A 22,050-nucleotide genomic window follows, 5' to 3' on the forward strand; every position below is an offset into this window, starting at 1 on the left:
CGGTGTCCCCGCCGCCGGCCGGGGACACCGGAGGGGGGGGGGGGGGGGCGCGCCCCCCCCCCCCCCCCCCCCCCCCCCCCCCCCCCCCCCGCCCCCCCGGCGGGGGCCCCCCCCCCCCCCCCCCCCCCGCGGGGGGGGGGGGCCCCCCCGGTGGGGGGGGGGGGGCCCCCCGCCGCGGGGGGGGCCCCCGGGGGGGCGGGCCCCGGGCCCCCCCCCGGGGCCCCGGCCCTCCTTCTGTCAGCCGGTCAGACGGTCCGGTGGTCAGACCAGGGTCGCGAGCACCGACGGGTCGTACGGGACCGCCCCGGCCAGCCCGCCGCCGAGCGCCCGCTCCGCCCAGTCGGGGTTGGCCAGCAGCGGCCGGCCGACCGCGACCAGGTCGAACTCGTCGCGTTCCAGCCGCTCGACCAGCTCCTCGATGCCGGTGAGCCCGGCCGGCCGGGTGAAGCCGTCGGTGAACACGCCCTCGCCGTACTGGCGGTCCAGGCCGACCGAACCGACCGTCACGGCGGCCCTGCCGGTGAGCTTGCGCGCCCAGCCCGCCAGGTTCAGGTCGCTGCCCTCGAACTCGGGCAGCCAGTAGCGGCGGGTGGACGCGTGGAAGGCGTCGACCCCCGCCTCGGCCAGCGGGGTCAGCAGCTGCTCCAGCTCCTCCGGGCTCTCCGCGATCCGGGCGTCGTAGCGGCCGACCTTCCACTGGGAGAGCCGGAAGAGGACCGGGAACCCGGGGCTCACCGCCGCCCGGACGGCCTGCACCACCTCGGCCGCGAACCGGGCCCGGGAGGCCGGGTCGCCGCCGTAGCGGTCGGTGCGGCGGTTGGTGCCGTGCCACAGGAAGTCGTCGATCAGGTAGCCGTGCGCGCCGTGCAGTTCGACCCCGTCGAACCCGAGCCGCTCGGCGTCCGCGGCGCCGCGCGCGAAGGCGGCCACGGCGTCGTCGATGTCCTGCTGGCTCATGGCCCGCCCGGCCGGGCCGCCGTCCAGGCCGATCCCGGAGGGCCCCTCGGCGGGCGGTTCGGTGCCCGGGCGCTGCACCCCGGTGTGCCACAGCTGCGGGACGATCCGGCCGCCGGCCGCGTGGACCAGCGACACCACCCGGGACCAGCCCGCCAGCGCCTCCTCGCCGTGGAAGTGGGGGACCCCGTCGTAGGCCGCGGCGGCGGGGCGGCCGATGTAGGTGCCCTCCGTGACGATCAGCCCCACCCGGTGGGCCGCACGGCGGGCGTAGTACTCCGCGACGTCCGGGCCCGGCACCCCTCCGGGGGACTTCATCCTGGTCATCGGCGCCATCACGATCCGGTTCGGGACCGTCAGGTCGCCCACGGTGAACGGCTCTCCCAAGCCCGCCATTGTTCCTCCCGAGTTCGTCTGAATTCCGGGCCGGACGCCCCGGGCGATATCCCGCCGCGCCGCGGCGGTGTTTCCGTCCGTCTCATACCGGAGGTCCGTGCGTCGGCAATTCGACGATTATCGGGGCTATCGTTCCCGGCGTCCAGCGGCATCGGCCCGCCCGGCGGCCGACCGCCTTTCTGCACCGCGCCAGGCGATGCACTGCATCGACACAATCTTCTTGACCTTGCCGAAGCGGGTCGCGGATAGTGGTCCGCGGTGGTTCCGCGCCGCCCTTCCGCACCGGCACCGGGCCGTACCCGCCCGTACGCCGAAAAGCGTCTCTTCTGCCGAAAGGCGTCGCGGACAGGTTTTCCGACCAGGGAGAGGCGGCGGAACCGGAATGGAACGAGAATTGGCCGGAAAGCGGGCGGTGGTGACCGGCGGAAGCCGCGGCATCGGCGCCGGCATCGCACGGAAGCTGCTGGAGAGCGGCGCCACCGTCGTCACCACCGCGCGCAAACCGACCGGGGACACCCCGGCCGAATCCGCCTTCGTACCGTCCGACCTCAGCACGGCGGCCGGTGTCCGGGAATTCGCCGACACCGCGCTGGAAATCCTCGGCGGCGTGGACATCGTGGTCAACAACGCCGGCGGCTGCCGGACCTTCCAGAGCGCGCTGGACATCGAGAAGGACTGGCAGTACACCGTCGACATCAATTTCCTCTCCGCCGTCCGGCTCAATTCCGCACTCGTCCCCGCGATGCGTTCGGGAGGCGGCGGCGTCATCGTCCACATGTCCTCGATCGCCACCGTCTCGTCCTATCCGGTGATCCTGCACTACGCCGCCGCGAAAGCCGCCCTGGAGGTCTACCACAAAGGGCTGGCGACCGAACTGGCGCCGGACGGCATCCGGGTCGTCGCGCTTTCCCCCGGGAACGTCATGACGCCGGGCGCGGACGAGGCCCGGGACGGGATCGCCGACTACCTCGGGCTCGGGACGGACACGGCGGACTGGGCCGAGGGGATCCCGCTCGGCCGGATCGGGCGCACCGAGGACATCGCCGAGGCGGTCGGGTTCCTGGTGTCCCCGCGCGCCTCCTGGATCACCGGCAGCAACCTCGTCATCGACGGCGGGCGGATCGCGGCACTGTGACCGCCCCCGGGACCGGAAGGACTGACAACATGACCGCGACGGACGACGGGCCCCGCGCCTATCCGTTCGGCCCGACGCACCGGCTCGACATCGACCCGGAGCTGGCCGCGGTCTGCGGCGAGCAGCCCGTGCTGAGGGTCCGTCTGCCGTTCGGCGGGGACGCCTGGCTGGTCAGCCGCTACGCCGACGTCCGCGCCGTGCTGGCCGACCCCCGGTTCAGCCGCGCCGAGGCGGTCGGCGACCACGTGCCCCGCACGGTCTCGGCCGGCCTCCCCCGCACCTCGATGCTGAGCATGGACCCGCCCGAGCACACCCGGCTCCGGCGCCGGGTGGCCAACCCGTTCACCCTCCGCCGGGTCGAGGCGCTGCGGCCGCGCGCCCAGGAGATCGTGGACGAGCTGCTGGACGCGATGATCGCGTCGGGCTCGCCGGCCGACCTGACCAAGGCCCTGACCTGGCCGCTACCGGTCACCATGATCTGCGAACTGCTCGGGGTACCGCTCGCCGACCGCGACCGGTTCAACTCCTGGGTCGACGGCCTGCTGACGCTCTCCGACCCCGAGCTGTCCGCCCGCGACCGCGGGCACCTGAACGACTACCTGGCGGGCCTGGTCGCCGAACGCCGGGTCCACCCCACCGCCGACCTGCTCGGCGAACTGGCCTCCGTCGAGGGCGAGGAGAACGCGCTCACCGAGGAGGAGCTGGTCGGCCTCGGGGTCAGCCTGCTCTCCGCCGGCCAGGAGGCCACCGCCAACCAGATCGGCAACTTCGTCTACACCCTGCTGACCCGCCCCGAGCTGTGGCGGGAGCTGGTCGCCGATCCCGGTCTGATCCCCGGCGCGGTGGAGGAGCTCTCCCGGGTCGTCCCGATCAGCGCCACCGCCGGGTTCACCCGGATCGCCGTCGAGGACCTGGAGCTCAGCGGGCAGAAGATCCGCGCTGGCGACGCCGTGGTCGCCGAACTCGGGCTGGCCAACCGGGACCCGGAGGTCTTCGAGCAGCCCGACCGCATCGACTTCCACCGCAGCGCGTCCCCGCACGTCACCTTCGGGCACGGCGTGCACCACTGCCTCGGCGCGCAGCTCGCCCGGATGGAACTGCGCACCGTGCTCGGCTCCCTGGTCCGCCGTCTGCCGGGGCTGCACCTCGCCGTCCCGCCCGAGCGGATCAGCTGGCGCACCGAACGCCTCATCCGCGGGGCCGACGCCCTGCCGGTCGCCTGGTGAGCTCCGCCACGGCCGGGGCCGGCCACCGTCCGGGCGCGACGGGGCAGTCGGAAGGGCCGGGCGCGACGGGGCAGTCGGAGGCCGTACGGGCGGCGCTCGCCGATCCGGCCACCAGCCCGGCCGAGATCATGGCGACCGTCATGGCGGCCTACCGGGACCGGCCCGCCCTCGGCGAACGCGCCCGCGACCACGCGACGGGGCGGCTGCTCCCGAGGTACGACACCGTCAGCTACGGGGAGTTGTGGGCGCGCGTCCGGGCGCTCGCCGGGGCCTGGGCGCACGAGCCCGGGTACCGGCTGGCCCCGGGCGACCGGATCTGCGTCCTCGGCTTCAGCAGCACCGACCACGCCACCGTCGACCTGGCCGGCGTCCACCTGGGCCTGGTCTCCGTGCCGCTGCACGCCAGCGCGCCGCTCTCCCAGCTGGCGCCGATCGTCGCGGAGACCGGGCCGCGGCTCCTCGCCACCAGCGTCGAACGGCTGGACACCGCCGTCGCCGCGGTGCTCGGGCAGCCGTCGGTCCGCCGCCTCCTGGTGTTCGACCACCACCCCGGGGTCCCCGCCGAGCGCGCCGCCGTCGAGGCCGCCGCCCGGCGGCTGGCCGAGGCCGGCGGCACCGCCGTGCTCGACACGCTCAGCGCCGCGGTCGGGCGCGGCGCCCTGCTGCCCGACCCCCCGCTGCACGTCCCCGCCCCGGGCGAGGACCCGCTGGCCCTGCTCCTCTACACCTCCGGCAGCACCGGCGCCCCGAAGGGGGCGATGTACCCGCAGCGCCTCGCCCGCAACGCGTGGTGGGGATTCGTCTACGGGCCCGCCGACGTGCCGTCCGTCGTCGTCCACTACATGCCGCAGAGCCACCAGGCGGGCCGGATGTCGGTGCTGGGCACGCTCGCCCGGGGCGGCCTGGGCTGCTTCACCGCCAGGAGCGACCTGTCCTCCCTGTTCGAGGACATCGCGCTGGTCCGGCCCACCGAGCTGACCATGGTCCCCCGGATCTGCGACATGCTCTTCCAGCGGTACCGCGGCGAGCTCGACCGGCGGGCCGGCGAGCCCGGCGACGTCGACGCGGCCGTCAAGGCCCACCTGCGGGAGACCGTCCTGGGCGGGCGGGTGGCGAAGGCCTTCTGCGGGACGGCGCCGCTGTCCGCCGAGGTCGCGGAGTTCGTCGAGTCCTGCCTGGGACTGCACCTGTACACCGGCTACGGCTCGACCGAGGCCGGCGGGGTGCTGCTGGACACCGTGGTGCAGCGCCCGCCCGTCCTCGACTACAAGCTGGTCGACGTCCCGGAGCTGGGCTGCTTCGGCACCGACCGGCCGCACCCGCGCGGCGAGCTGCTGCTCAGGACGAGCGCCGCCATCCCCGGGTACTACCGCCGGCCCGAGCTCACCGCCGCCGTCTTCGACGAGGACGGCTACTACCGCACCGGCGACATCATGGCCGAGGTCGGACCGGACCGGCTGGTCTACGTCGGCCGCACCAAGGACGTGCTCAAGCTGTCCCAGGGCGAGTTCGTCACCGTCTCCCGGCTGGAGGGCGTCTTCCTCGGCAGCCCGCTGGTCCGGCAGGTCTTCGTGTACGGCAACAGCGAACGCTCCCACCTGCTCGCCGTGGTGGTGCCCACCCCGGAGGCGATCGCCCGCGCCGACGGCGACCCGGCCGCGCTCAAGCTGCTGATCGACCGGGAACTGCGGCGCACCGCCCGGGAGAACGGGCTCAACCCGTACGAGGTGCCCCGGGACTTCCTCGTCGAGACCGAGCCCTTCAGCCCGGCCAACGGCCTGCTCTCCGACAGCCACAAGCTGCTGCGCCCCCGGCTCCATGAACGCTACGGCGCGGCCCTGGAGCGCCGCTACGCCGAACTCGCCGACGAACAGGGCCGGCAGTTGCGGGAACTGCGCCGGACCGGTGCCGACCGGCCGGTCCAGGAGACCGTGAACCGGGCCGTGCGCGCCGTCCTGGGCCGGGCCGACGCCGGCGCGGACACCGGCGCGCGGTTCACCGAGCTCGGCGGCGACTCGCTCTCCGCGCTGTCCTTCACCACCCTCCTGAAGGAGGTCCTGGACGTCGAGGTGCCGGTCGGCGTCGTCCTCGGCCCGGCCACCGACCTGGCCGGGGTGGCGGCGTACGTCGAGGCCCGGCGCACCGCCCCGGGGAGCAGGCCCACGGCCGCCTCCGTGCACGGCGGCGGCGCGACCGAGGTCCGGGCCCGCGACCTCACCCCGGACCGGTTCATCGACACCCCGACCCTGGCCGCCGCGCCGGGCCTGCCCGGCCCCGCGGAGTCCCCCCGGACCGTCCTACTGACCGGCGCCAACGGGTTCCTCGGCCGCTTCCTCTGCCTGGAGTGGCTCCGCCGGCTGGCCCCGTCCGGCGGCCGGCTGGTCTGCCTCGTCCGCGGCCGCACGCCCGCCGACGCGGCCGAGCGGCTCGACCGGGCCTTCGGCGACGGGGGCGAGGCGGCCCGGCTGTACCGGGAACTGGCCGCCGGCACGCTGACCGTCCTCGCCGGGGACCTCGCCGAACCGCGCCTGGGCCTGGACCGGGCGGTGTGGAACGGGCTGGCCGAGTCGGTGGACCTGGTCGTCCACCCGGCCGCGCTGGTCAACCACGTGCTGCCCTACGCCGAGCTGTTCGGCCCCAACGTCGCGGGCACCGCCGAACTGGTCCGGCTGGCGCTCACCGAGCGCCTCAAGCCCGTCACCTACCTGTCCACCGTGGCCGTGCGCGGCGGAGCCGGGCCGTCCGCGCTCGACGAGGACGCCGACGTCCGGGTGGCGATCCCGCGCCGCCGCCTCGGCCGCGGCTACGCCGACGGGTACGCCGCGGGCAAGTGGGCGGGCGAGGTGCTGCTGCGGGAGGCCCACGAACGGTACGGCCTGCCGGTCACCACGTTCCGGTCGGGCATGATCCTCGCGCACAGCAGCTACCCGGGGCAGCTGAACGTGCCCGACGTGTTCACCCGGCTGGTCCTCAGCCTGGTGGCCACCGGGATCGCACCGCGGTCGTTCCACCGCGGCGGCACGCCCGCGCGGTACGACGGCCTCCCGGTCGACTTCCTCGCCGAGGCGGTCACCGCGCTGGGCACCCCGGGCCCGGACGGCTACCGCACCTACAACGCCTGGAACCCGCACGACGACGGCGCCTCACTGGACACCCTCGTGGACTGGCTGGTCGAGGACGGCCACCCGATCCGGCGCATCGACGACTACGACGACTGGTTCGCCCGCTTCACGACAGCGGTCCGGGCCCTGCCGGAACGGCAGCGCACCCACTCAGTGCTGCCCCTGCTGCACGCCTTCGAGCAGCCGGGCGAGGACCAGCCCGCCCCGGCCCCGCGGTTCCGGGAGGCCGTCCGGGCGGCCGGGATCGGGCCCGACCGGGACGTGCCGCGGCTGTCCCCCGCCCTCGTCGCCAAGTACGTCACCGACCTGCGCGGCCTCGGCCTGCTCGACCGGCACCCCTCCCCTCCCCGCCCGCACTGAACGGAGAAGCCCATGGACCAGGACCTCGACGCGACGGTGGACGCCGGACTGCGGCTGCTGGAGGCACGCGACCTCGCCGGCTTCCGGGCCCTGTGCACCCCCGGCGCCACGGTGTGGCAGAACGACGGCGACGGCACCCGGCCGATCGACGCCCGGCTGGAGCGGATCGCCGCGTTCTTCGCCACCGTCGACTCCCTGCGGTACGAGGTCGTGCGCCGCTTCCACAAGCCCGACGAGGTGCTCCAGCAGCACGTCCTGGTGCTGGAGGCGCCGGACGGCACCCGCAGCCGGGTCCACGCCACCACCTACTTCCGCTTCGAGGACGGGCTGATCGCCGAGATCGAGGAGCACCTGCAGTAGTCCCGGATCCCTGGTTCCCTGGTTCCCTGGATCCGGGGGTCCGGGGATCCGGAGGTCCGTGGGTCCCTGGATCCGTGGGGACCTGTTCCGCTCAAGTCGCTGGTTCGTCAGGGAGGTTCGGTGACCGGCCGAGTCGTCTACGCGTCATTCGAGTTCCAGTTCCCGCTGGGCGGCATCCGCGTCCTGAACCAACAGGTCGCGCTGCTGCGGGCCGCCGGCGTCGAGGCGTACCGCTGGACGCCCACACCGGGCTTCCGCTACACGTGGTTCGACGACGACGTGCCGACACTGTCCGGGATGACCCTGGACCTCGGCCCCGAGGACGTCCTCGTGCTGCCCGAGGTCAGCGTGCTCCCGGGCCGCGACCCGGCTCCCGGCGGCCGCAAGGTCGTCTACTCGCAGGGGCACTACGTCCACTTCCTGACCTGCCCCGCCCCCGGCCCGTACCCGGGCTGGTCGGCCCGGCCGGCCCTGTGGACGGTCTCGAAGGCGGGCGCCGACATGCTCCGCCGCGCCCTGCCCGGGTTCGAACCGCACCTGGTGCCGAACACCGTCGACACCGGGCTGTTCCGGCCGGCGTCGACCGGGCGGGTCCGGCGCATCGCGTGGATGTCCCGCAAGCGCCCGGTCGAGAGCACGCTGCTCCACCGTCTGCTCCACGCCGACCCGCGGTCCAGGGGCGTCGAGCTGTACGACATCCACGCGGTTCCGCACGAGGAGGTCGCCCGCGTGCTGTCGGACACCTCGGTGTTCATCGCGCTGGGAGCGCCCGAGGGCGAGGGCTTCGGCCTGCCGCCGGCCGAGGCGATGGCCAGCGGCTGCCTGGTGACCGGTTACGCCGGCGGCGGCGGAGCGGAACTGTTCGACTCGCCGTCCGCGTGGCGGATCCCGGAGCTCGAAACGGACCGGCTGGCGGACCGGGCCCTGGAACTGCTCGACCTGCCCGGCCAGGACGAGGTGCGGCGGGCGGGCCGCCGCTGGGTCTCCGAGCGGTACACCACCGAGGCCGCGGTGGAGGCGCTGCTCGACGGCATCCGCAAGGCGCGCGCCCTGCCCGGCGGCGCGGCTCCGGCCACCCATCCGACCGCCTGGATGGAGGAGTTGCTGAGGCGCTTCCCGATCCCGCCGGAGGCGTACGCCCGGGTGGAACCACCGACCGCCTAGGACCCGCCGCCCTTCGGCGCACCGACCACCCCGAATGGAAATGGGGATTACCCCCCGGTTATCGTGGGCACCAGTGCGAACCGGGGACTCCTCCCCGCTTCCTTCGGACCGAGGTGCGTGCACATGACCCGGAATCAGAGCCCTGGGCGGGGGCAGCGGGCCGCCGACTGGGCGGACGGCCGGCTGGGGATCTACTCCCTGGCCAGGGCGAACCTGCGGAAGATCTTCCCGGACCACTGGTCCTTCATGCTGGGCGAGATCTGCCTCTACACCTTCGTCATCATCATCCTGACCGGTGTCTGGCTGACACTGTTCTTCAAGCCCAGCATGGGCGAGGTGGTCTACGCCGGCTCGTACGTGCCGCTCAAGGGCGTCCCGATGTCGGAGGCCTACGCCTCCACCGTGGACATCAGCTTCGAGGTGCGCGGCGGCCTGCTGATCCGGCAGATCCACCACTGGGCGGCGATCGTCTTCGTCGCCGCCATGTTCGTCCACATGATGCGGGTGTTCTTCACCGGCGCCTTCCGCAAGCCCCGCGAGATCAACTGGGTGTTCGGCTTCCTGCTGCTCTTCCTCGGCATGCTGGACGGCTTCTTCGGCTACTCCCTGCCCGACGACCTGCTCTCCGGCACCGGCATCCGGTTCATCGAGGGCTCGATCCTCGCCGTGCCGCTGGTCGGCACGTACATCCAGATGTTCCTGTTCGGCGGGGAGTTCCCCGGCCACGACATCGTGCCGCGGTTCTTCACCATCCACGTGCTGCTGATCCCGGGCATCATGCTCGGCCTGCTGGTGGCCCACCTGATCCTGGTCTTCTACCACAAGCACACCCAGTGGGCGGGCCCCGGCAGGACCGAGAAGAACGTCGTCGGCATGCCGCTGATGCCGGTCTACCTGGCCAAGGCCGGCGGGTTCTTCTTCCTCGTCTTCGGCATCGTCGCGCTGGTCGCCGCGATCGCGACCGTCAACCCGATCTGGGCGTACGGCCCGTACCGTCCCGACCAGGTCTCCACCGACGCCCAGCCCGACTGGTACATGGGCTTCGCCGAGGGCCTGATCCGGATCATGCCCGGCTGGGAGATCGGACTGTGGGGACACACCCTCAACCTCGGGGTGCTCATCCCGTTCGCGCTGTTCCCGCTCGTCCTGGGCGCCATCGCCGTCTACCCGTTCATCGAGAACTGGGTGACCGACGACAAGCGGGAGCACCACCTGCTCGACCGGCCGCGCAACGCGCCCGTCCGCACCGCGCTCGGCGCCGCCTGGATCAGCCTCTATCTGGTGGCCCTGGCCGCCGGCGGCAACGACCTGATCGCCACCCACCTGCACCTGTCGCTCAACTCCATCACGTACGCCGCCCGCGTCGGCTTCTTCGCCGTCCCGGTCGCCGTCTTCGTCCTCACCAAGCGCTGGTGCCTCGGCCTCCAGCGCCGCGACAGGGAGAAGGTGCTGCACGGCCGCGAGACGGGTGTCATCAAGCGCCTGCCGCACGGCGAGTTCACCGAAGTGCACGCCCGGCTCACACCGCGGGAACTGCACCGGCTCACGGCGCACGAACAGCCCCGCCCCCTCGAACTGCCCGCCCCGGTGGACGAGAATGGAGTGGCCCGCCCGGCGGGGGTGCTCACCCGCACCCGGACCCGGCTCTCCCGCGGGTTCCACGGCGAGGGCGGCCGGATCCCCAAGCCCACCGCCGAGGAGTTCCACGAGATCACCGAGGGCCACGGGCACTGACCCGCACCCCCCGATGGCACAGGGAGGACAGGTGCACGACCGAACCGACCGAAGCGACCGGACCGACCGGGTCGACCGCAGCGACCCGACCGACCGGATCGCCGACAGCAGGTACCTCCTGCTCACCACCTTCGGCGAGGACGGCAGCCGGCTGGAGTCACAGCTCTGGGTGGTGCAGGACGGCACGGCCCTCGGGGTCTGGACCCCGGCCCACTCCGGCGAGGCCGAACGGATCCGCCGCCACCCCCGGGTGCTGATCGGCCCCTGCGACGCCCACGGGCGCCCCACCGGCCGCCGGATCCCGGCCCGGGCCCGGCTCTGCGACGCCGACGACACCGCCCGCTACCGCACCTCGCTGATCAACAAGTACGGCCTGACGGCGCTGATCGCGCTCGCCCGCAGCCGGTTCCGGGTGGGGCTGGCCGGGACGGTCGGCATCCGGATCACGCTGAACGAACTGGAACAGCGGCTGGTCGGGCCGGAGTGGCTACCGCCGGCCACCTACTGCGTCAACTGACGGGCCGTCGCGTCCGGTCGTCAACCTCCGTCGAGTGCCGGGGCCTTGAGAAGGTCTGCCCCGGCACTCGCCGCTTTCCGGCACCTCGACGCGACTGCTGGCAGCGGGCGGGAGGTCACGACAGCGGGTGGGTCGGGACCGGACTGACCTCCTGGATCTCGGCATGGGCCTTGGTGAGCAGCTGCGAGGCGAGCTCGTTGAGCGCCCGGGCCCCCGCGATCTCCTCGCCGACCCTCAGCTGTTCCGGGTCGGAGGGGTGGCGGCTGCTGTAGCCGTGGGCGCGCAGTTCGCTCCCGTCGCGCAGCCGCAGCAGTGCGGCGGCGCTGGTCCGTGCCCCCTCTTCGCGGAACTCCATCTCGATGTGCCAACCGACCAGAGTCTGCATGGCGGATCACCTCCATCGGTTACCCCTCCAGAGTGCGCCGCACCCACCGTGAACACCAGGCCAGCCGGCCGGAGCGGCACCGGGAGCGACATCGGCGCTGAGTTGAACACGTTCAACTCAGCCGCGTAGAGTCGGCGGCGCAAGCTATTTGAACGCGTTCAAGGGGGTGTGTCCACGATGGCTGTGCTCACGACGGCCGTGTCCGCGATGGGCCCGGGCACCACGGAACTGGTCGACCTGCTGGTCCTGCTCGGCATGGGAGCCGTCGTCCCGCTCGGCCTCGCCCTGGTCGACGAGCCCGGCCTCGCCCGGATCCGCCGGCTCTGGCCGCTCGCCGCCGTCCCCGGCGCGCTCTCGCTCTGGCTGCCCCGCGGCGGCGGCCTCGCCACCGGCTGCGCCCTGCTCTACGCGCTCGGCACCCTGGCCGTCGCCCTGCACGCCCCCCTGCGGCTGGCCCGCACCCGCTCGCTCGCACCCGCCGAGGTCGCGGTGCTCACCGCGCTCGCCGCACCCTCGGTCGCCGGGGTCGCCCTGGTCGCCGAACGGTCCGGCTACCCGCTGTTCGGCTTCGAACCGCACATCCTGGCGCTCACCGTCCCGCACTTCCACTACGCCGGGTTCACCGCCGCCCTGGTCGCCGGACTGGTCTGCCGCGCCGCCCGCCCGGGCTCCGCCCCGGCCCGCTGCGCGGCCCTCAGCGTCCCGGCGGGCACCCTGCTGGTGCTGGCCGGCTACTTCCTCGGCAACTGGTGGCAGTTCGCCGGAGCCGCCGTCCTGACCACCGGAATGTGGCTGGTCGGCCTGGTCACCTGGCGCGACCTGCGCCCCCGCACCCGCGACCGGACCACCGCCCGGCTGCTCGCCGCCTCCTCGGCCGTCCTCGCGCTCACCATGCTGCTCGCCCTGTGGTGGGCACTCGGCCGGGCCGCCGGACTCCCCCACCCCACCCTGACCTGGATGGCCGCCACCCACGGCGTCGGCAACGCGCTCGGCTTCGCCCTCTGCGCGCTGCTCGCCTGGCGCCGGATCACCGCGGACCGGACCGACGCCACCCGGACCGACATGACGGAGACCCCCCGATGAACGACTACAGCTACCCCGAGCAGGGCGCCAGCCGCACCGGCCACCTCCCCGCCGGCTACAACCACATGCGGCACAGCGCCCTCATCGGCCACGGCCGCCCCGCCCTGGAAGCCGCCGGCGCCGCCCTGCTCGACTGGCGGATGCACCGGCTCGCGGGCGTCCGCATCGACGCGACGGCCGACCGCGCCGCCCCCGGCGTCGCCGTGCACTGCGCCATCGGCCTCGGCCCCCTGCGGGCCGGCGCCCCCAACCGGGTCCTGGCCACGATCGACGGCCCGGACCGGTACGGCTTCACCTACGGCACCCGGACCGGCCACCTGGCCCAGGGCGAGGAGACCTTCCTGGTCGCACTCACCCCCGACGGCGAAGTCCGCTTCTCCGTCACCGCCTTCAGCCGCCCCGTCGCCTGGTACGCCCGCCTCGCCGGCCCACTCCTCCCCCTCTCCCAACGCGCCTTCGCCCACCACTGCGGACGCGTCCTCACCCGCATCGCCACCCAGGCCACCTGACCAGCGCCCCACCGCCATCACCCCCCGATCCCCCCGACACACCCCCGCTCGCCACCACCGTCATCAACCAGCCCGCCTGACACTTCGGGCCCACACTCACCCACATCGCGGCGCAGACCGCCCAGGCGATGGCGGAGTGGCCACCCGAGCGCCTCGCGAAGGCCAGCCGGACGGCGGCCCGGTCCAGCGGCAACCACCCGACGGCAGAGGCCAGTCGGGAGAAGCTCTGCCCGAAACCGAAGGCCCGCAACTGGCCCGCAGCGCGGCGCAGACCGCCTGGAGGGGCATCTCACCGCCACCACCATCCACCAACCAGTCCACCTGGCCCACCCATTCACCAACCCACAGCCCCCGCGCGCCCAACCCATAGCCGCCCGACGGTGTGGGCTCGTACCGGCCCGCGGTGCGGCACCGCCCACCGGGGCGACGGCGGAGGGATCCGGCTGGGCAGCAGAGCCACCCGAACGCCTCCCGGAGGCCAGTCGGATGGCGAGCCGTTCGAGCACAACCGCCCAACAGCAAAGGCCGGTCGGGCGGTGGTGGCGGGCATCGGCTGGATGGCAGGGCCACCCGAGCCATGGTGAAGGCCGACTGGACGACGGCCGCCGGGCAGCGGAGGCCGGTTGGGGCAGCGCTCCGCCCGACACCGCCAGCCCACACTCACCCACCTCACGGCGCAGACCGCCCAGGCGATGGCAGGGAACTCCAACTGGTCGGCAGGGCCACCCGAGCGCCTCGCGGACGCCGGTCGGATGGCGATCAGGTCGAACACAACCACCCGACGGCAAAGGCTGGTTGGCTGGCGCTCCACCCGAAACCGCGGGCCCTCACTGGCCCACATCGCGGCGCAGACCGCCCAGGCGATGGCGGAGGCCGGTCGGAGGGCGGGCCGGCTGGACGGCAGCCGCGAGGTGGGTGGCCGAGGCCGAGCAGGTGGTGGCGGAGGCCGGTCGGAGGGCGGGCCCGCTGGACGGCAGCCGCGAGGTGGGTGGCGGAGGCCGGTCGGAGGGCGGGCCGGCTGGACGGCAGCCGCGAGGTGGGTGGCCGAGGCCGAGCAGGTGGTGGCGGAGGCCGGCTGGGTCCAGGACGGGGGCGGGGCGTAAAACGGCTGGTCGGGGCGGGGGTGTGTTCGGGATGATCGGCGGATGATGTCGATGCGACCGGTCCTGGAGATCTTCGCCTCCGACGGCTTCACGCTCTGGCCGACGGCCGAGCTCGGGCCGTACGGGGATCTCGCGCTGGACGGGCGGTTGACGTCGGACGAGGTGGGCACGGCGGTGTGGCGGCTGGCGGACTGCAACGACGTCGAGCCCGACCCCGGGCAGGCCGAGGGGCCCGGTCCCCGGTCGGCGGACCCGTTGGGCGCGTTCCTGCACGCGCTGTTGACCGAGTCGCACCCGTACGCCCCCGGCGGGCTGGTGGTGACCGACTCCGCCACCGGCGCCGTCTTCAGGCCGGGCTGCTGCAACGGGCTGGAGGACTGGCGCGAGTGGCTGGACGTCACGGACGGGTCCGGCACCGCCTGGTTCGGCCACGACCCCGATGCCCGGGCCGAGTGCGTCGGCCGGGTGGTCCGGCTGACCCAGGACGCCGAGGGCGACGAGGGCCCGGTGGTCGAGTTGCCGGTGGACGAACTGCGCCGGCTGCTCGCCGGAGCCGAGCGGGACCTGCGCGACTTCCTCGCGCTCGCGGCGGGCTGGGCCGAGCGGCAGCTGCCCGGGCACGCCGCCGCCGTCACCGCCGCGCTCGCCAGAGCCCTGGACCTGAAGCCGCCGTCATGACCAGCTTCCACACCCACCGGGCCCGGGTGCACGACGCCTCGCTCCCGCCGTACCGGCGGCACAGCGCGCTGCGCACCTGCCTGACCCGCTTCGCCCCGTACGGCCTGCGGGCGACGTACCACCACCTCACCGTCAGCGCCCGGATTCCGCGCTTCCTGGAGGCCGACCCGGACGCCCTGGTCCGCGCGGTGGACGAGTTGCACGAGGCGCGCGAGCTGTGGCGGGCCAGGGCCGAGGAGTACGCGGAGCGGCGCCGGGCGCAGAAGCGGGCCGGGCGGCGGCTGCCTCCGGAGACGGCCTGGTGGCACGTGCGCTGGTGGGGGTCGCCGAACGCGGCCTGGGAGCACGACCCGTTCCTGCACCCGCCGTTGCGACTGCCCGACTACGTCCGGCGGCAGAACGCGCTGCTGGACGGTGCCGTACTGCCCGGCTGCCCGGCCTGTGGGGAGCAGGGCCCGCCGGTGCCGCTCCCGACCGGCCCCGGCGACGACCGCGGCGACGGTCACGGCCACGGCCGGGCCGAGCTGTGCCGCTGCTGCGCGCGGGTGCTGACGCCCTGCGGTTGCGGGCGGTGGCACAGCTTCGAGCCGGCGCTGCGGACCGGCTGGAGCCGGATCCGGGGCCGGGAGCACATGACCGGCGGTGGCGAGCCGAGCCCGTACTGGCCGGGTGTCCGGGGCTCGGCCCGGGTGGAGCGGTTGGAGTCGTACACGATCCACTGGGGGTCAGGGGTGGTGTACGGGGATCGCGACCAGTAGCGCGCCGCCGTCCTGGACGCGGACCTCGAAGTGGTCGATGTCCGCCAGTCGGAAGGCCGCGCCGCCGGTGGTGCGCACGGTGCCGTCGCCGCCCCCGCCGCCGTTGCCGTAGCCGCCCGCCGGGACGGACCAGGTGGTGACCGTCTGCTGCTCGCCGGTGTGCGAGACGGCGACCAGTCGACAGGTCAACGGGCCCTGGACGCCGGAGAGTTGCAGGCTGACCTGGGTGCCCCAGGTGGTGCCGTCCAGGCCGACGGTCGCGTGCGCGCCGGTGCCCGGGTCGGTGGCGCTGAACTGCTCGGCCACCGCGACCACGGCGGGGGTGTTGTCGGCGGTGAGCACCGCGGCGGTGACGGCGGGGCCGGCCGCCACCATCGCGGTGGCGGCCAGGGCCAGCACCAGCCGCCGCACCCGGCCCCGCCGCCGGGTGGCACCGACCTCGGCGACCAGCCGGTCCAGCAGTCGGGGGTCGGGCTGCGGAGCGGGACCGGCCGGGTCCGCCCCGGCCGCCCGCGCGGTGGCCGCGTACTCGGCCAACAGCGGCTCCACCGAGCCGAGTTGGGTCACCTGCTCGGCGCACTGCGGGCAGTCGGCGAGGTGTTGCTCGAAGGCGGCGCGCTCGGCGGGTTCCAGCAGGCCGAGGACGTACGCGCCGGCGTCGATGTGCACCGGGCCGCCGGGCGCTCGGCCGGAGCCGGGGCCGGGATCGCGGTCGGGGTGCCTGGTCACGATGTCACTCCCCGTTCCTCCAGCGCGAGCCTGAGCGAGCGCAGCGCGTAGAACACCCGCGAGCGCACCGTCCCGGCCGGGATGCCGAGTTCGGCGGCCGCCTCGTTGGCCGTACGGCCCTTCAGGTAGGTCTCGACGATGATCTCCCGGTGCACGGGCGAGAGGTCGCCGAGCGCGTCCGCGACGGTCATCATCCGCAGCGCCCGGTCGATCTCGTCCTCGGCGGGCAGCTGCTCCAGTGCCGAGGCGTCCACCTCGCGCGGCCGGGCCATGGCGCCGCGGTGGCCGTCGATCACGATCCGCCGCGCGACGGTGACCAGCCAGGGCCGCAGCGAGCCGGCCTCCGGGTCGAGCCGGTGGATGTTGCGCCAGGCGCGGAGCAGGGTCTCCTGCACGACGTCCTCGGCCCGCTGCCGGTCCCCGGCGACCAGGTGGAGCACGAACCCGAACAGCGGACCGGCATGCTCCCGGTACAGGGCGCGCATCAGGTCCTCGTCCGGCGCCCCCGTGTCGTGGCCGCCGGTGCGGCCGACGGGGTGCTCCTCGGTCACCACTTCATCGTTGCGCACCCGGGCCTCCTGGGCGAGGGCGGTCGGAGCCGGTCGTCGGGACCGGTCATCGGAGCCGGTCAGTAGCCCGGGGTGCTGGGCGTCGGGTTGCCCGGTGCCGGGGTGCCGGGCGTCGGGTTCATCGGGCCGGAGTTCGCGGCGCCCGCCCTGCCGCCGGTCGGGGTCAGCGCGAACCAGGTGCCGGCCACACCCTGGCCCTTGGTGTCGCCGGGCTTGGTGTCCGGCGAGTAGCGGTAGGCCGGCCAGCCGTTCAGGGTGACCTGCTTGGTGCCGTCGTCGCGGGTGACGGTGCCGACCAGCTTGCTGTCGATGCCCTTCACCGTGACGTTGCCGTTGCCGTCGGCGTGCTCGGGCGGCCAGATGACGGCGCAGCTGCCGTTGCAGTAGGACTCCGGCGGGCTGTTCCGGTCCTGGTCGAAGCGGTAGAGCGTGAAGCCCGCGCTGTCGGTGACGATCGTGCCCAGCTTCGGGTCCTGGGCGGTCTGCAGGGTGACGGCCGCCGGGGTGCCCGGACTGCTCGGGCTGCTCGGGCTGCTCGACGGACCGGAGGAGCCGCCGGACGATCCGCAGCCGGCGATCAGGGCGGCCGCCGCGATGCCGGACGCGGTCAGCGCGAGCGTCCGCCGGGTGCGGAGTGTGCTGCGCATGGGGTGCCTCCCTCGGGGGGAAGGGGTCGGAACGGACCGGACACCCTTCCGTACGGGCGGCGGCCGCCGGCTGCTCACTCCCTGGCTCCGGCAACCGCCGGAACGCCGCCGGAATACCCCGCCGACCGGGACGGTTGTGGCGGGCACATGGCCTGAACCGCCACGTCCGGAAGGGAAGGAATCACGAGATGAGCAACACGGTCGAGCTGACCAAGGAGAACTTCGACGAGATCGTCCCGGGCCCGGAGGGCAAGGACTTCGTCTTCATCGACTTCTGGGCCGGGTGGTGCGGGCCGTGCCGCCAGTTCGCCCCGGTGTACGAGAAGGCCGCCGAGCGCCACTCGGACCTGGTCTTCGCCAAGGTGGACACCGAGGCGCAGCAGGAGCTGGCGGCCGCGTTCGACATCCAGTCGATCCCGACGCTGGCGATCATCCGTGAGGGCGTGCTGGTCTTCTCGCAGCCCGGTGCGCTGCCGGAGGCGGTGTTCGAGGACCTGATCGGCCAGGCCCGCGAGCTGGACATGACCGAGGTGAAGCGCAAGGTCGCCGAGGAGCGGGCGGCCGGCGGCCAGGCCTGATCCGGACGTCCGAAGACAGGCCCTAAGGCCCGGGGAGTCGAAGCTCCCCGGGCCCTCGGCATGCCCGCTCCCCAGAGCCGTCCGCCGCCGCACCCGCCGTCACGACGGCTCGGCGCCCCAGGCGGCGAGCCGGTCCGCGAGCGCCCGCACCTCGGCGCGCAGTGCGGCGGGTTCCCGGACGGTGAACGGCCACCCGAGGCCGGCCAGCAGCACCGCGACGCCGTCCAGGTTCTGCGCCCGGGCCCGCAGCAGCACCCGGCCCTCGGCGAGTTCGGTGAGCGTGCCGACGGCGGGCGGCAGCCGGCGGCGGGCCTCGGCGAAGGTGGTCCGCAGCTCGACCTCCACCCGGTGCCGCCAGGGCGCGCCGGCCAGCGACTCCACCACCCGCTGGACCGGGTCGTAGTCCTCCGGCGGCTCGAAGCCGGCCTCGCCCTGTTCGACCCGGGTGATCCGGTCCAGCCGGAAGGTGCGCGGCTCGCCGCTGCGGTGGTCGAGCCCGGTGGTGTACCAGCGCCCGGAGTGGAAGACCAGCCCGTACGGGTCGAAGTCGCGTTCGCTGGGCCGGTCCTCCCGGTCCCGGTAGGCGAGCCGCACCCGGCGACGGCGGCGGGCCGCCTCGGCCAGGGTGAACAGCGCGGCGGCGGCCGGGCCGGGGCCGGTGGCGGGGGCGGCGGTCAGTCCGAGGGTCTGTTCGACGGCCGCCACGCGCTCGCGCAGCGGCTGCGGCAGTACCCGCTGGATCTTGGCGAGGGCCGTCCCGGTGGCCTCCTCCCCCACCGACAGGCCGGAGCTGCGGCCGGCCAGCAGGCCGAGCACGACGGAGGCGGCCTCGTCCGGGGTGAGCATCAGCGGCGGCAGCCGGTAGCCGGGCCGCAGGCGGTAGCCCCCGTAGCGGCCGCGGTCGGCCTCGACGGGGATGCCGAGTTCGGTCAGCCGGGCGACGTAGCGGCGGACGGTGCGCTCGTCCACGTCGAGCCGGGCGGCCAGGTCGGCGCCGGTCAGGCCGGGGCGGTCCTGGAGCAGTTCCAGCAGGGCGAGGACGCGGCTGACCGGGTGTTCCATCGCGCGCACTCCTTTCCTCGGCGGAAATCCGGGCGACTTCTGTCCGGATCCGATCCTAGAGTCGGCGGTGGAGGAGGCCCCGCCTCGACGGAGCCCCTCGCGGGCCGCCCGTCGAGACGTCCACGGCTCGTCGCGGCCTCCCCGGACTTCCCACCGACGAAGGAGCGATCCGCCATGAGCACGTTCGTACTGGTCCCCGGATTCTGGATCGGCGCCTGGGCCTGGGACGAGGTGGCCGCGCCGCTGCGCGCGGCCGGGCACCGGGTGTACGCCGTCAGCCTGCCCGGAGTGGGCGAACGCGCGGGCGAGGAGGGCGAGTTCGGCCTGGAGGACCACATCGCCGACCTCGCCGGGCTGCTGGTCCGGGAGGACCTGTCGGATGTCGTCGTGGTCGCCCACAGCGGCGCCTGTGCCCCGGTGGGCGGGCTCGCGGACCGGATGCCGGAGCGGATCCGCCGGGTGGTCTACCTGGACAGCGGCCCGCTGATCGACGGCTCGTCGGTGTACGACCTCTGGCAGCCCGACTACCAGAAGACGGCCGAGGCCTCGGTGGTCGACGGCCGCCTCCCGCTGCCGTCCTGGGAGTACCTGGGCGAGCAGGGCACGAGCACGGCGGGGCTGGACGAGGCCGCCCTCGCGTCCATCCGCTCCCGCTCCACCCCGCACCCGGCCGGGGCGTTCCGGGACCGGCTGCGGCTGACCGGCGCCGGGGCAGCACTGCCGCAGGCGCTGGTCTCCTGCTCCTTCCCGCTCTCCCAGGTGCGCGAGCTGATCGCCGCCGGGCACCCGTACTTCGCCGGGATGTCCGGGCCGAACTGGGAGCTGCGCGAACTGCCCACCGGGCACTGGCCGATGCTCTCCCGCCCGGCCGACACGGCGGCGTTGCTGGCGGAGCTCGCCGCGCTCTGAACCCGCCGGTCCGTCTCCTCACCCTGTCCCGTCCGTGCCCGGTGGTGCGTCCCACGGCGCCCTCGGCGTGTCCGTCCGTCGCGCAACCGCGCCCGGACCGGCAGGATGGGGCCCACGCCGTACCCGAGCGAGGAGCGAGCACCCGTGCGCGAGCAGCCCAGCCGGACCGAACCGCCGGACGCCGTGCCGGAGTTCCGGCCGGACGGCGGTCCGGGGCCGGCCGGCCCGCGGCGTGCCCGGCTCGGCTCCCGCGCCCGGCTCACCCCGCGCTCCCCTCTCGCCCCACGCGTCCCGCGCTCGCGCGACCGGCGCGAGAAGTGGCCGCGGTGGGCGGGGCGGGTCACGCTCGGGTACGGAACCGCAGGCGGCAGCGGCGGGCCCGGGGTCGGGCGCGACCGGCCGCTCGACACCCGTGGGCGCACGCCCGCCGCCCCCGCCCGGCGGGCCGGGGCGGCCATCGAGACGACGGAGGACAGGGCATGACCAGCACCGCCGAGGAGTACGACGTCATCGTCCTGGGGGCCGGCCCGACCGGCGAGAACGTGGCCGACCGGACGGTCGCCGCCGGGCTGCGCACCGTGATCGTGGAGGCCGAGCTGGTCGGCGGCGAGTGCTCGTACTGGGCCTGCATGCCGAGCAAGGCGCTGCTGCGGCCGGTGGCCGCGCTGGCCGACGCCCGCGCGGTGGCCGGCTCCCGGGAGGCGGTCGGCGACCGGCGGCTGGACCCGGCCGCGGTGCTGGCCCGGCGGAACTCCTTCACCTCCGACTGGAAGGACGACGGCCAGGTGGAGTGGCTGCGGGGCACCGGCATCGAGCTGGTGCGCGGCCACGGCCGGCTGGCCGGGGTGCGGACGGTGACGGTGGAGGCCGAGGACGGCAGCGAGCGGGTGCTCACCGCCCGGCACGCCGTCGCGGTGTGCACCGGCAGCCGCCCGGTGCTGCCCGCGCACGTGCCGGGGCTCGCCGAGGCCCACCCGTGGACCAACCGGGAGGCGACCGGGTCGCAGACCGTCCCCGGGCGGCTGGCGGTGGTCGGCGGCGGGGTGGTCGGGGTGGAGATGGCCGCCGCCTGGCGGGCGCTCGGCTCCGAGGTGGTGCTGCTGGTCCGCGGTGACGGGCTGCTGCCGCGGATGGAGCCGTTCGCGGGCGAGCTGGTCGCGGAGGGCCTGCGGGCGGCCGGGGTGGACCTCCGCTTCGGCACCGAGGTCACCGCGCTGGAGCGGGCGGACGGCTCCGGGCCGGTGACCCTCACCCTCGCCGCCCGGGACGGCCGGAACGGGGACGGAAAGGGCGGGGACGGCCAGGGCGGGACCGGGACGCTGACCGTCGACGAGGTGCTGTACGCGACCGGCCGGGCCCCGCGCACCGCCGACATCGGGCTGGAGCAGGTCGGCCTGAAGCCGGGCGGCTGGCTGGAGGTGGACGACAGCTGCACGGTGCTCGGCGTGGACGGCGCGGAGGGTGTGGACGGCGCGTGGCTCTACGCCGTCGGGGACGTCAACCACCGGGCGCTGCTCACCCACCAGGGCAAGTACCAGGCGCGGATCACCGGCGCGGCGATCGCCGCCCGCGCCGAGGGGCGCCCGCTGGACACCTCGCGCTGGGGCGCGCACTCCGCGTCCGCCGACCTCGCGGGCGCGCCCCAGGTGGTGTTCACCCAGCCCGAGGTCGCCGCCGTCGGCCTGACCCGGGCCGCCGCCGAGGCCGCCGGACTGCGGGTGCGGACCGTCGACCACGAGATCGGCTCCGTCGCCGGGGCCTCGCTGTACGCCGACGACTACCGCGGCCGGGCCCGGGTGGTCTTCGACCTGGACCGGCAGGTGATCGTCGGCGCCTGCCTGGTCGGCCCCGGGGTCGCCGAACTGCTGCACTCGGCGACCGTCGCGGTGGTCGGCGAGGTGCCGATCGACCGGCTCTGGCACGCGGTGCCCTCGTACCCGACGATCAGCGAGGTCTGGCTGCGGCTGCTGGAGGACTGCCGGGGGTAGCGGCACCCCCGGCACGGACGGCCTCCCGGGCGGTCGGCGCGGCGAGATGTGACCACCGGTGGACGGCGGGACACTGGCACTCGG

Annotated in this window: 21 protein-coding genes; 15 read left to right on the top strand and 6 right to left on the bottom strand. The window is 74.7% G+C overall.

All coding sequences use genetic code 11. The features are described from left to right. Window positions 1–261 precede the first annotated feature (261 nt). Window positions 262–1,350 carry an NADH:flavin oxidoreductase gene (locus ACFY4B_RS03750; protein ID WP_387819247.1) on the bottom strand — a complete coding sequence of 363 codons (1,089 nt, stop codon included), beginning with the start codon at window positions 1,348–1,350 and terminating at the stop codon, window positions 262–264. Between the two features lie 382 nt (window positions 1,351–1,732). Here ACFY4B_RS03750 and ACFY4B_RS03755 point away from each other — a divergent pair, with 382 nt between their 5' ends. From ACFY4B_RS03755 to ACFY4B_RS03785, 7 genes are all read left to right on the top strand, one after another. Continuing rightward, entirely contained in the window at window positions 1,733–2,485 is a 753-nt protein-coding gene (locus ACFY4B_RS03755; RefSeq protein ID WP_074002290.1) for an oxidoreductase, read from the top strand. Window positions 2,486–2,514: 29 nt separating this feature from the next. Then, a complete protein-coding gene (locus ACFY4B_RS03760; protein WP_049658615.1) occupies window positions 2,515–3,711 on the top strand; it encodes a cytochrome P450 in 1,197 nt (398 codons plus the stop codon). Further along, window positions 3,708–7,193, top strand: coding sequence for a carboxylic acid reductase (gene car / locus ACFY4B_RS03765; RefSeq protein ID WP_387966358.1), 3,486 nt, complete (start codon window positions 3,708–3,710; stop codon window positions 7,191–7,193). Before ACFY4B_RS03760 ends, car begins: the two co-directional genes overlap by 4 nt. A 12-nt stretch (window positions 7,194–7,205) precedes the next feature. After that, complete coding sequence (locus tag ACFY4B_RS03770; RefSeq protein ID WP_049658964.1) at window positions 7,206–7,553, top strand: nuclear transport factor 2 family protein; 348 nt, start codon at window positions 7,206–7,208, stop codon at window positions 7,551–7,553. A 120-nt stretch (window positions 7,554–7,673) separates the two neighbouring features. After that, the gene (locus tag ACFY4B_RS03775; protein ID WP_117487241.1) at window positions 7,674–8,717 is read left to right on the top strand and encodes a glycosyltransferase; all 1,044 of its coding nucleotides are present in this window, start codon (window positions 7,674–7,676) and stop codon (window positions 8,715–8,717) included. A 123-nt stretch (window positions 8,718–8,840) separates the two neighbouring features. Further along, complete coding sequence (locus tag ACFY4B_RS03780) at window positions 8,841–10,451, top strand: cytochrome bc complex cytochrome b subunit (protein ID WP_380774948.1); 1,611 nt, start codon at window positions 8,841–8,843, stop codon at window positions 10,449–10,451. Between the two features lie 31 nt (window positions 10,452–10,482). After that, window positions 10,483–10,968, top strand: a complete 486-nt coding sequence (locus ACFY4B_RS03785) for a PPOX class F420-dependent oxidoreductase (protein ID WP_387966359.1) — start codon at window positions 10,483–10,485, stop codon at window positions 10,966–10,968. A 115-nt stretch (window positions 10,969–11,083) separates the two neighbouring features. Here ACFY4B_RS03785 and ACFY4B_RS03790 read toward each other — a convergent pair whose 3' ends face one another. Then, window positions 11,084–11,353, bottom strand: coding sequence for a DUF1876 domain-containing protein (locus tag ACFY4B_RS03790; protein ID WP_049655118.1), 270 nt, complete (start codon window positions 11,351–11,353; stop codon window positions 11,084–11,086). 177 nt (window positions 11,354–11,530) lie between these two features. Here ACFY4B_RS03790 and ACFY4B_RS03795 point away from each other — a divergent pair, with 177 nt between their 5' ends. From ACFY4B_RS03795 to ACFY4B_RS03810, 4 genes are all read left to right on the top strand, one after another. Continuing rightward, the gene (locus ACFY4B_RS03795; protein ID WP_387966360.1) at window positions 11,531–12,436 is read left to right on the top strand and encodes a YndJ family protein; all 906 of its coding nucleotides are present in this window, start codon (window positions 11,531–11,533) and stop codon (window positions 12,434–12,436) included. Further along, window positions 12,433–12,945: a DUF1990 family protein gene (locus ACFY4B_RS03800; RefSeq protein ID WP_387966361.1), complete on the top strand. Its 513-nt coding sequence runs from the start codon at window positions 12,433–12,435 to the stop codon at window positions 12,943–12,945. Before ACFY4B_RS03795 ends, ACFY4B_RS03800 begins: the two co-directional genes overlap by 4 nt. Window positions 12,946–14,090: 1,145 nt before the next feature. Beyond that, entirely contained in the window at window positions 14,091–14,726 is a 636-nt protein-coding gene (locus tag ACFY4B_RS03805) for a hypothetical protein (protein ID WP_387966362.1), read from the top strand. Further along, window positions 14,723–15,484, top strand: a complete 762-nt coding sequence (locus ACFY4B_RS03810) for a hypothetical protein (protein ID WP_387966363.1) — start codon at window positions 14,723–14,725, stop codon at window positions 15,482–15,484. The genes ACFY4B_RS03805 and ACFY4B_RS03810 overlap by 4 nt, the downstream gene beginning before the upstream one ends. Here the strand turns inward: ACFY4B_RS03810 and ACFY4B_RS03815 are convergent. From ACFY4B_RS03815 to ACFY4B_RS03825, 3 genes are read right to left on the bottom strand one after another with little or no spacing between them, the layout of a single operon-like run. Continuing rightward, window positions 15,452–16,213, bottom strand: a complete 762-nt coding sequence (locus tag ACFY4B_RS03815) for a zf-HC2 domain-containing protein (RefSeq protein WP_387966364.1) — start codon at window positions 16,211–16,213, stop codon at window positions 15,452–15,454. The two genes, ACFY4B_RS03810 and ACFY4B_RS03815, sit on opposite strands and share 33 nt — an antisense overlap. After that, window positions 16,210–16,782 carry a sigma-70 family RNA polymerase sigma factor gene (locus ACFY4B_RS03820; protein ID WP_082345936.1) on the bottom strand — a complete coding sequence of 191 codons (573 nt, stop codon included), beginning with the start codon at window positions 16,780–16,782 and terminating at the stop codon, window positions 16,210–16,212. Before ACFY4B_RS03820 ends, ACFY4B_RS03815 begins: the two co-directional genes overlap by 4 nt. Window positions 16,783–16,841: 59 nt before the next feature. Further along, window positions 16,842–17,429 carry a hypothetical protein gene (locus tag ACFY4B_RS03825; protein ID WP_375875209.1) on the bottom strand — a complete coding sequence of 196 codons (588 nt, stop codon included), beginning with the start codon at window positions 17,427–17,429 and terminating at the stop codon, window positions 16,842–16,844. Window positions 17,430–17,617: 188 nt separating this feature from the next. Between ACFY4B_RS03825 and ACFY4B_RS03830 the strand changes: the two genes are divergently transcribed. After that, complete coding sequence (locus ACFY4B_RS03830; protein WP_049655132.1) at window positions 17,618–18,007, top strand: co-chaperone YbbN; 390 nt, start codon at window positions 17,618–17,620, stop codon at window positions 18,005–18,007. A 99-nt stretch (window positions 18,008–18,106) separates the two neighbouring features. On the opposite strand, the gene ACFY4B_RS03835 is transcribed toward ACFY4B_RS03830, so the two are convergent. Further along, entirely contained in the window at window positions 18,107–19,069 is a 963-nt protein-coding gene (locus tag ACFY4B_RS03835; protein ID WP_387966365.1) for a helix-turn-helix transcriptional regulator, read from the bottom strand. Window positions 19,070–19,243: 174 nt separating this feature from the next. Here ACFY4B_RS03835 and ACFY4B_RS03840 point away from each other — a divergent pair, with 174 nt between their 5' ends. The 3 genes from ACFY4B_RS03840 to ACFY4B_RS03850 all read left to right on the top strand — a co-directional run bounded on the left by ACFY4B_RS03840 (window position 19,244) and on the right by ACFY4B_RS03850 (window position 21,966). Next, entirely contained in the window at window positions 19,244–19,978 is a 735-nt protein-coding gene (locus ACFY4B_RS03840) for an alpha/beta hydrolase (protein ID WP_117487248.1), read from the top strand. Between the two features lie 144 nt (window positions 19,979–20,122). Continuing rightward, the gene (locus ACFY4B_RS03845; RefSeq protein ID WP_387966366.1) at window positions 20,123–20,461 is read left to right on the top strand and encodes a hypothetical protein; all 339 of its coding nucleotides are present in this window, start codon (window positions 20,123–20,125) and stop codon (window positions 20,459–20,461) included. Beyond that, window positions 20,458–21,966, top strand: coding sequence for a dihydrolipoyl dehydrogenase family protein (locus tag ACFY4B_RS03850; RefSeq protein ID WP_387966367.1), 1,509 nt, complete (start codon window positions 20,458–20,460; stop codon window positions 21,964–21,966). Before ACFY4B_RS03845 ends, ACFY4B_RS03850 begins: the two co-directional genes overlap by 4 nt. Window positions 21,967–22,050 lie beyond the last annotated feature (84 nt).

It is taken from the genome of Kitasatospora sp. NPDC001261 (genome assembly GCF_042896795.1).
Lineage (GTDB): Bacteria > Actinomycetota > Actinomycetes > Streptomycetales > Streptomycetaceae > Kitasatospora.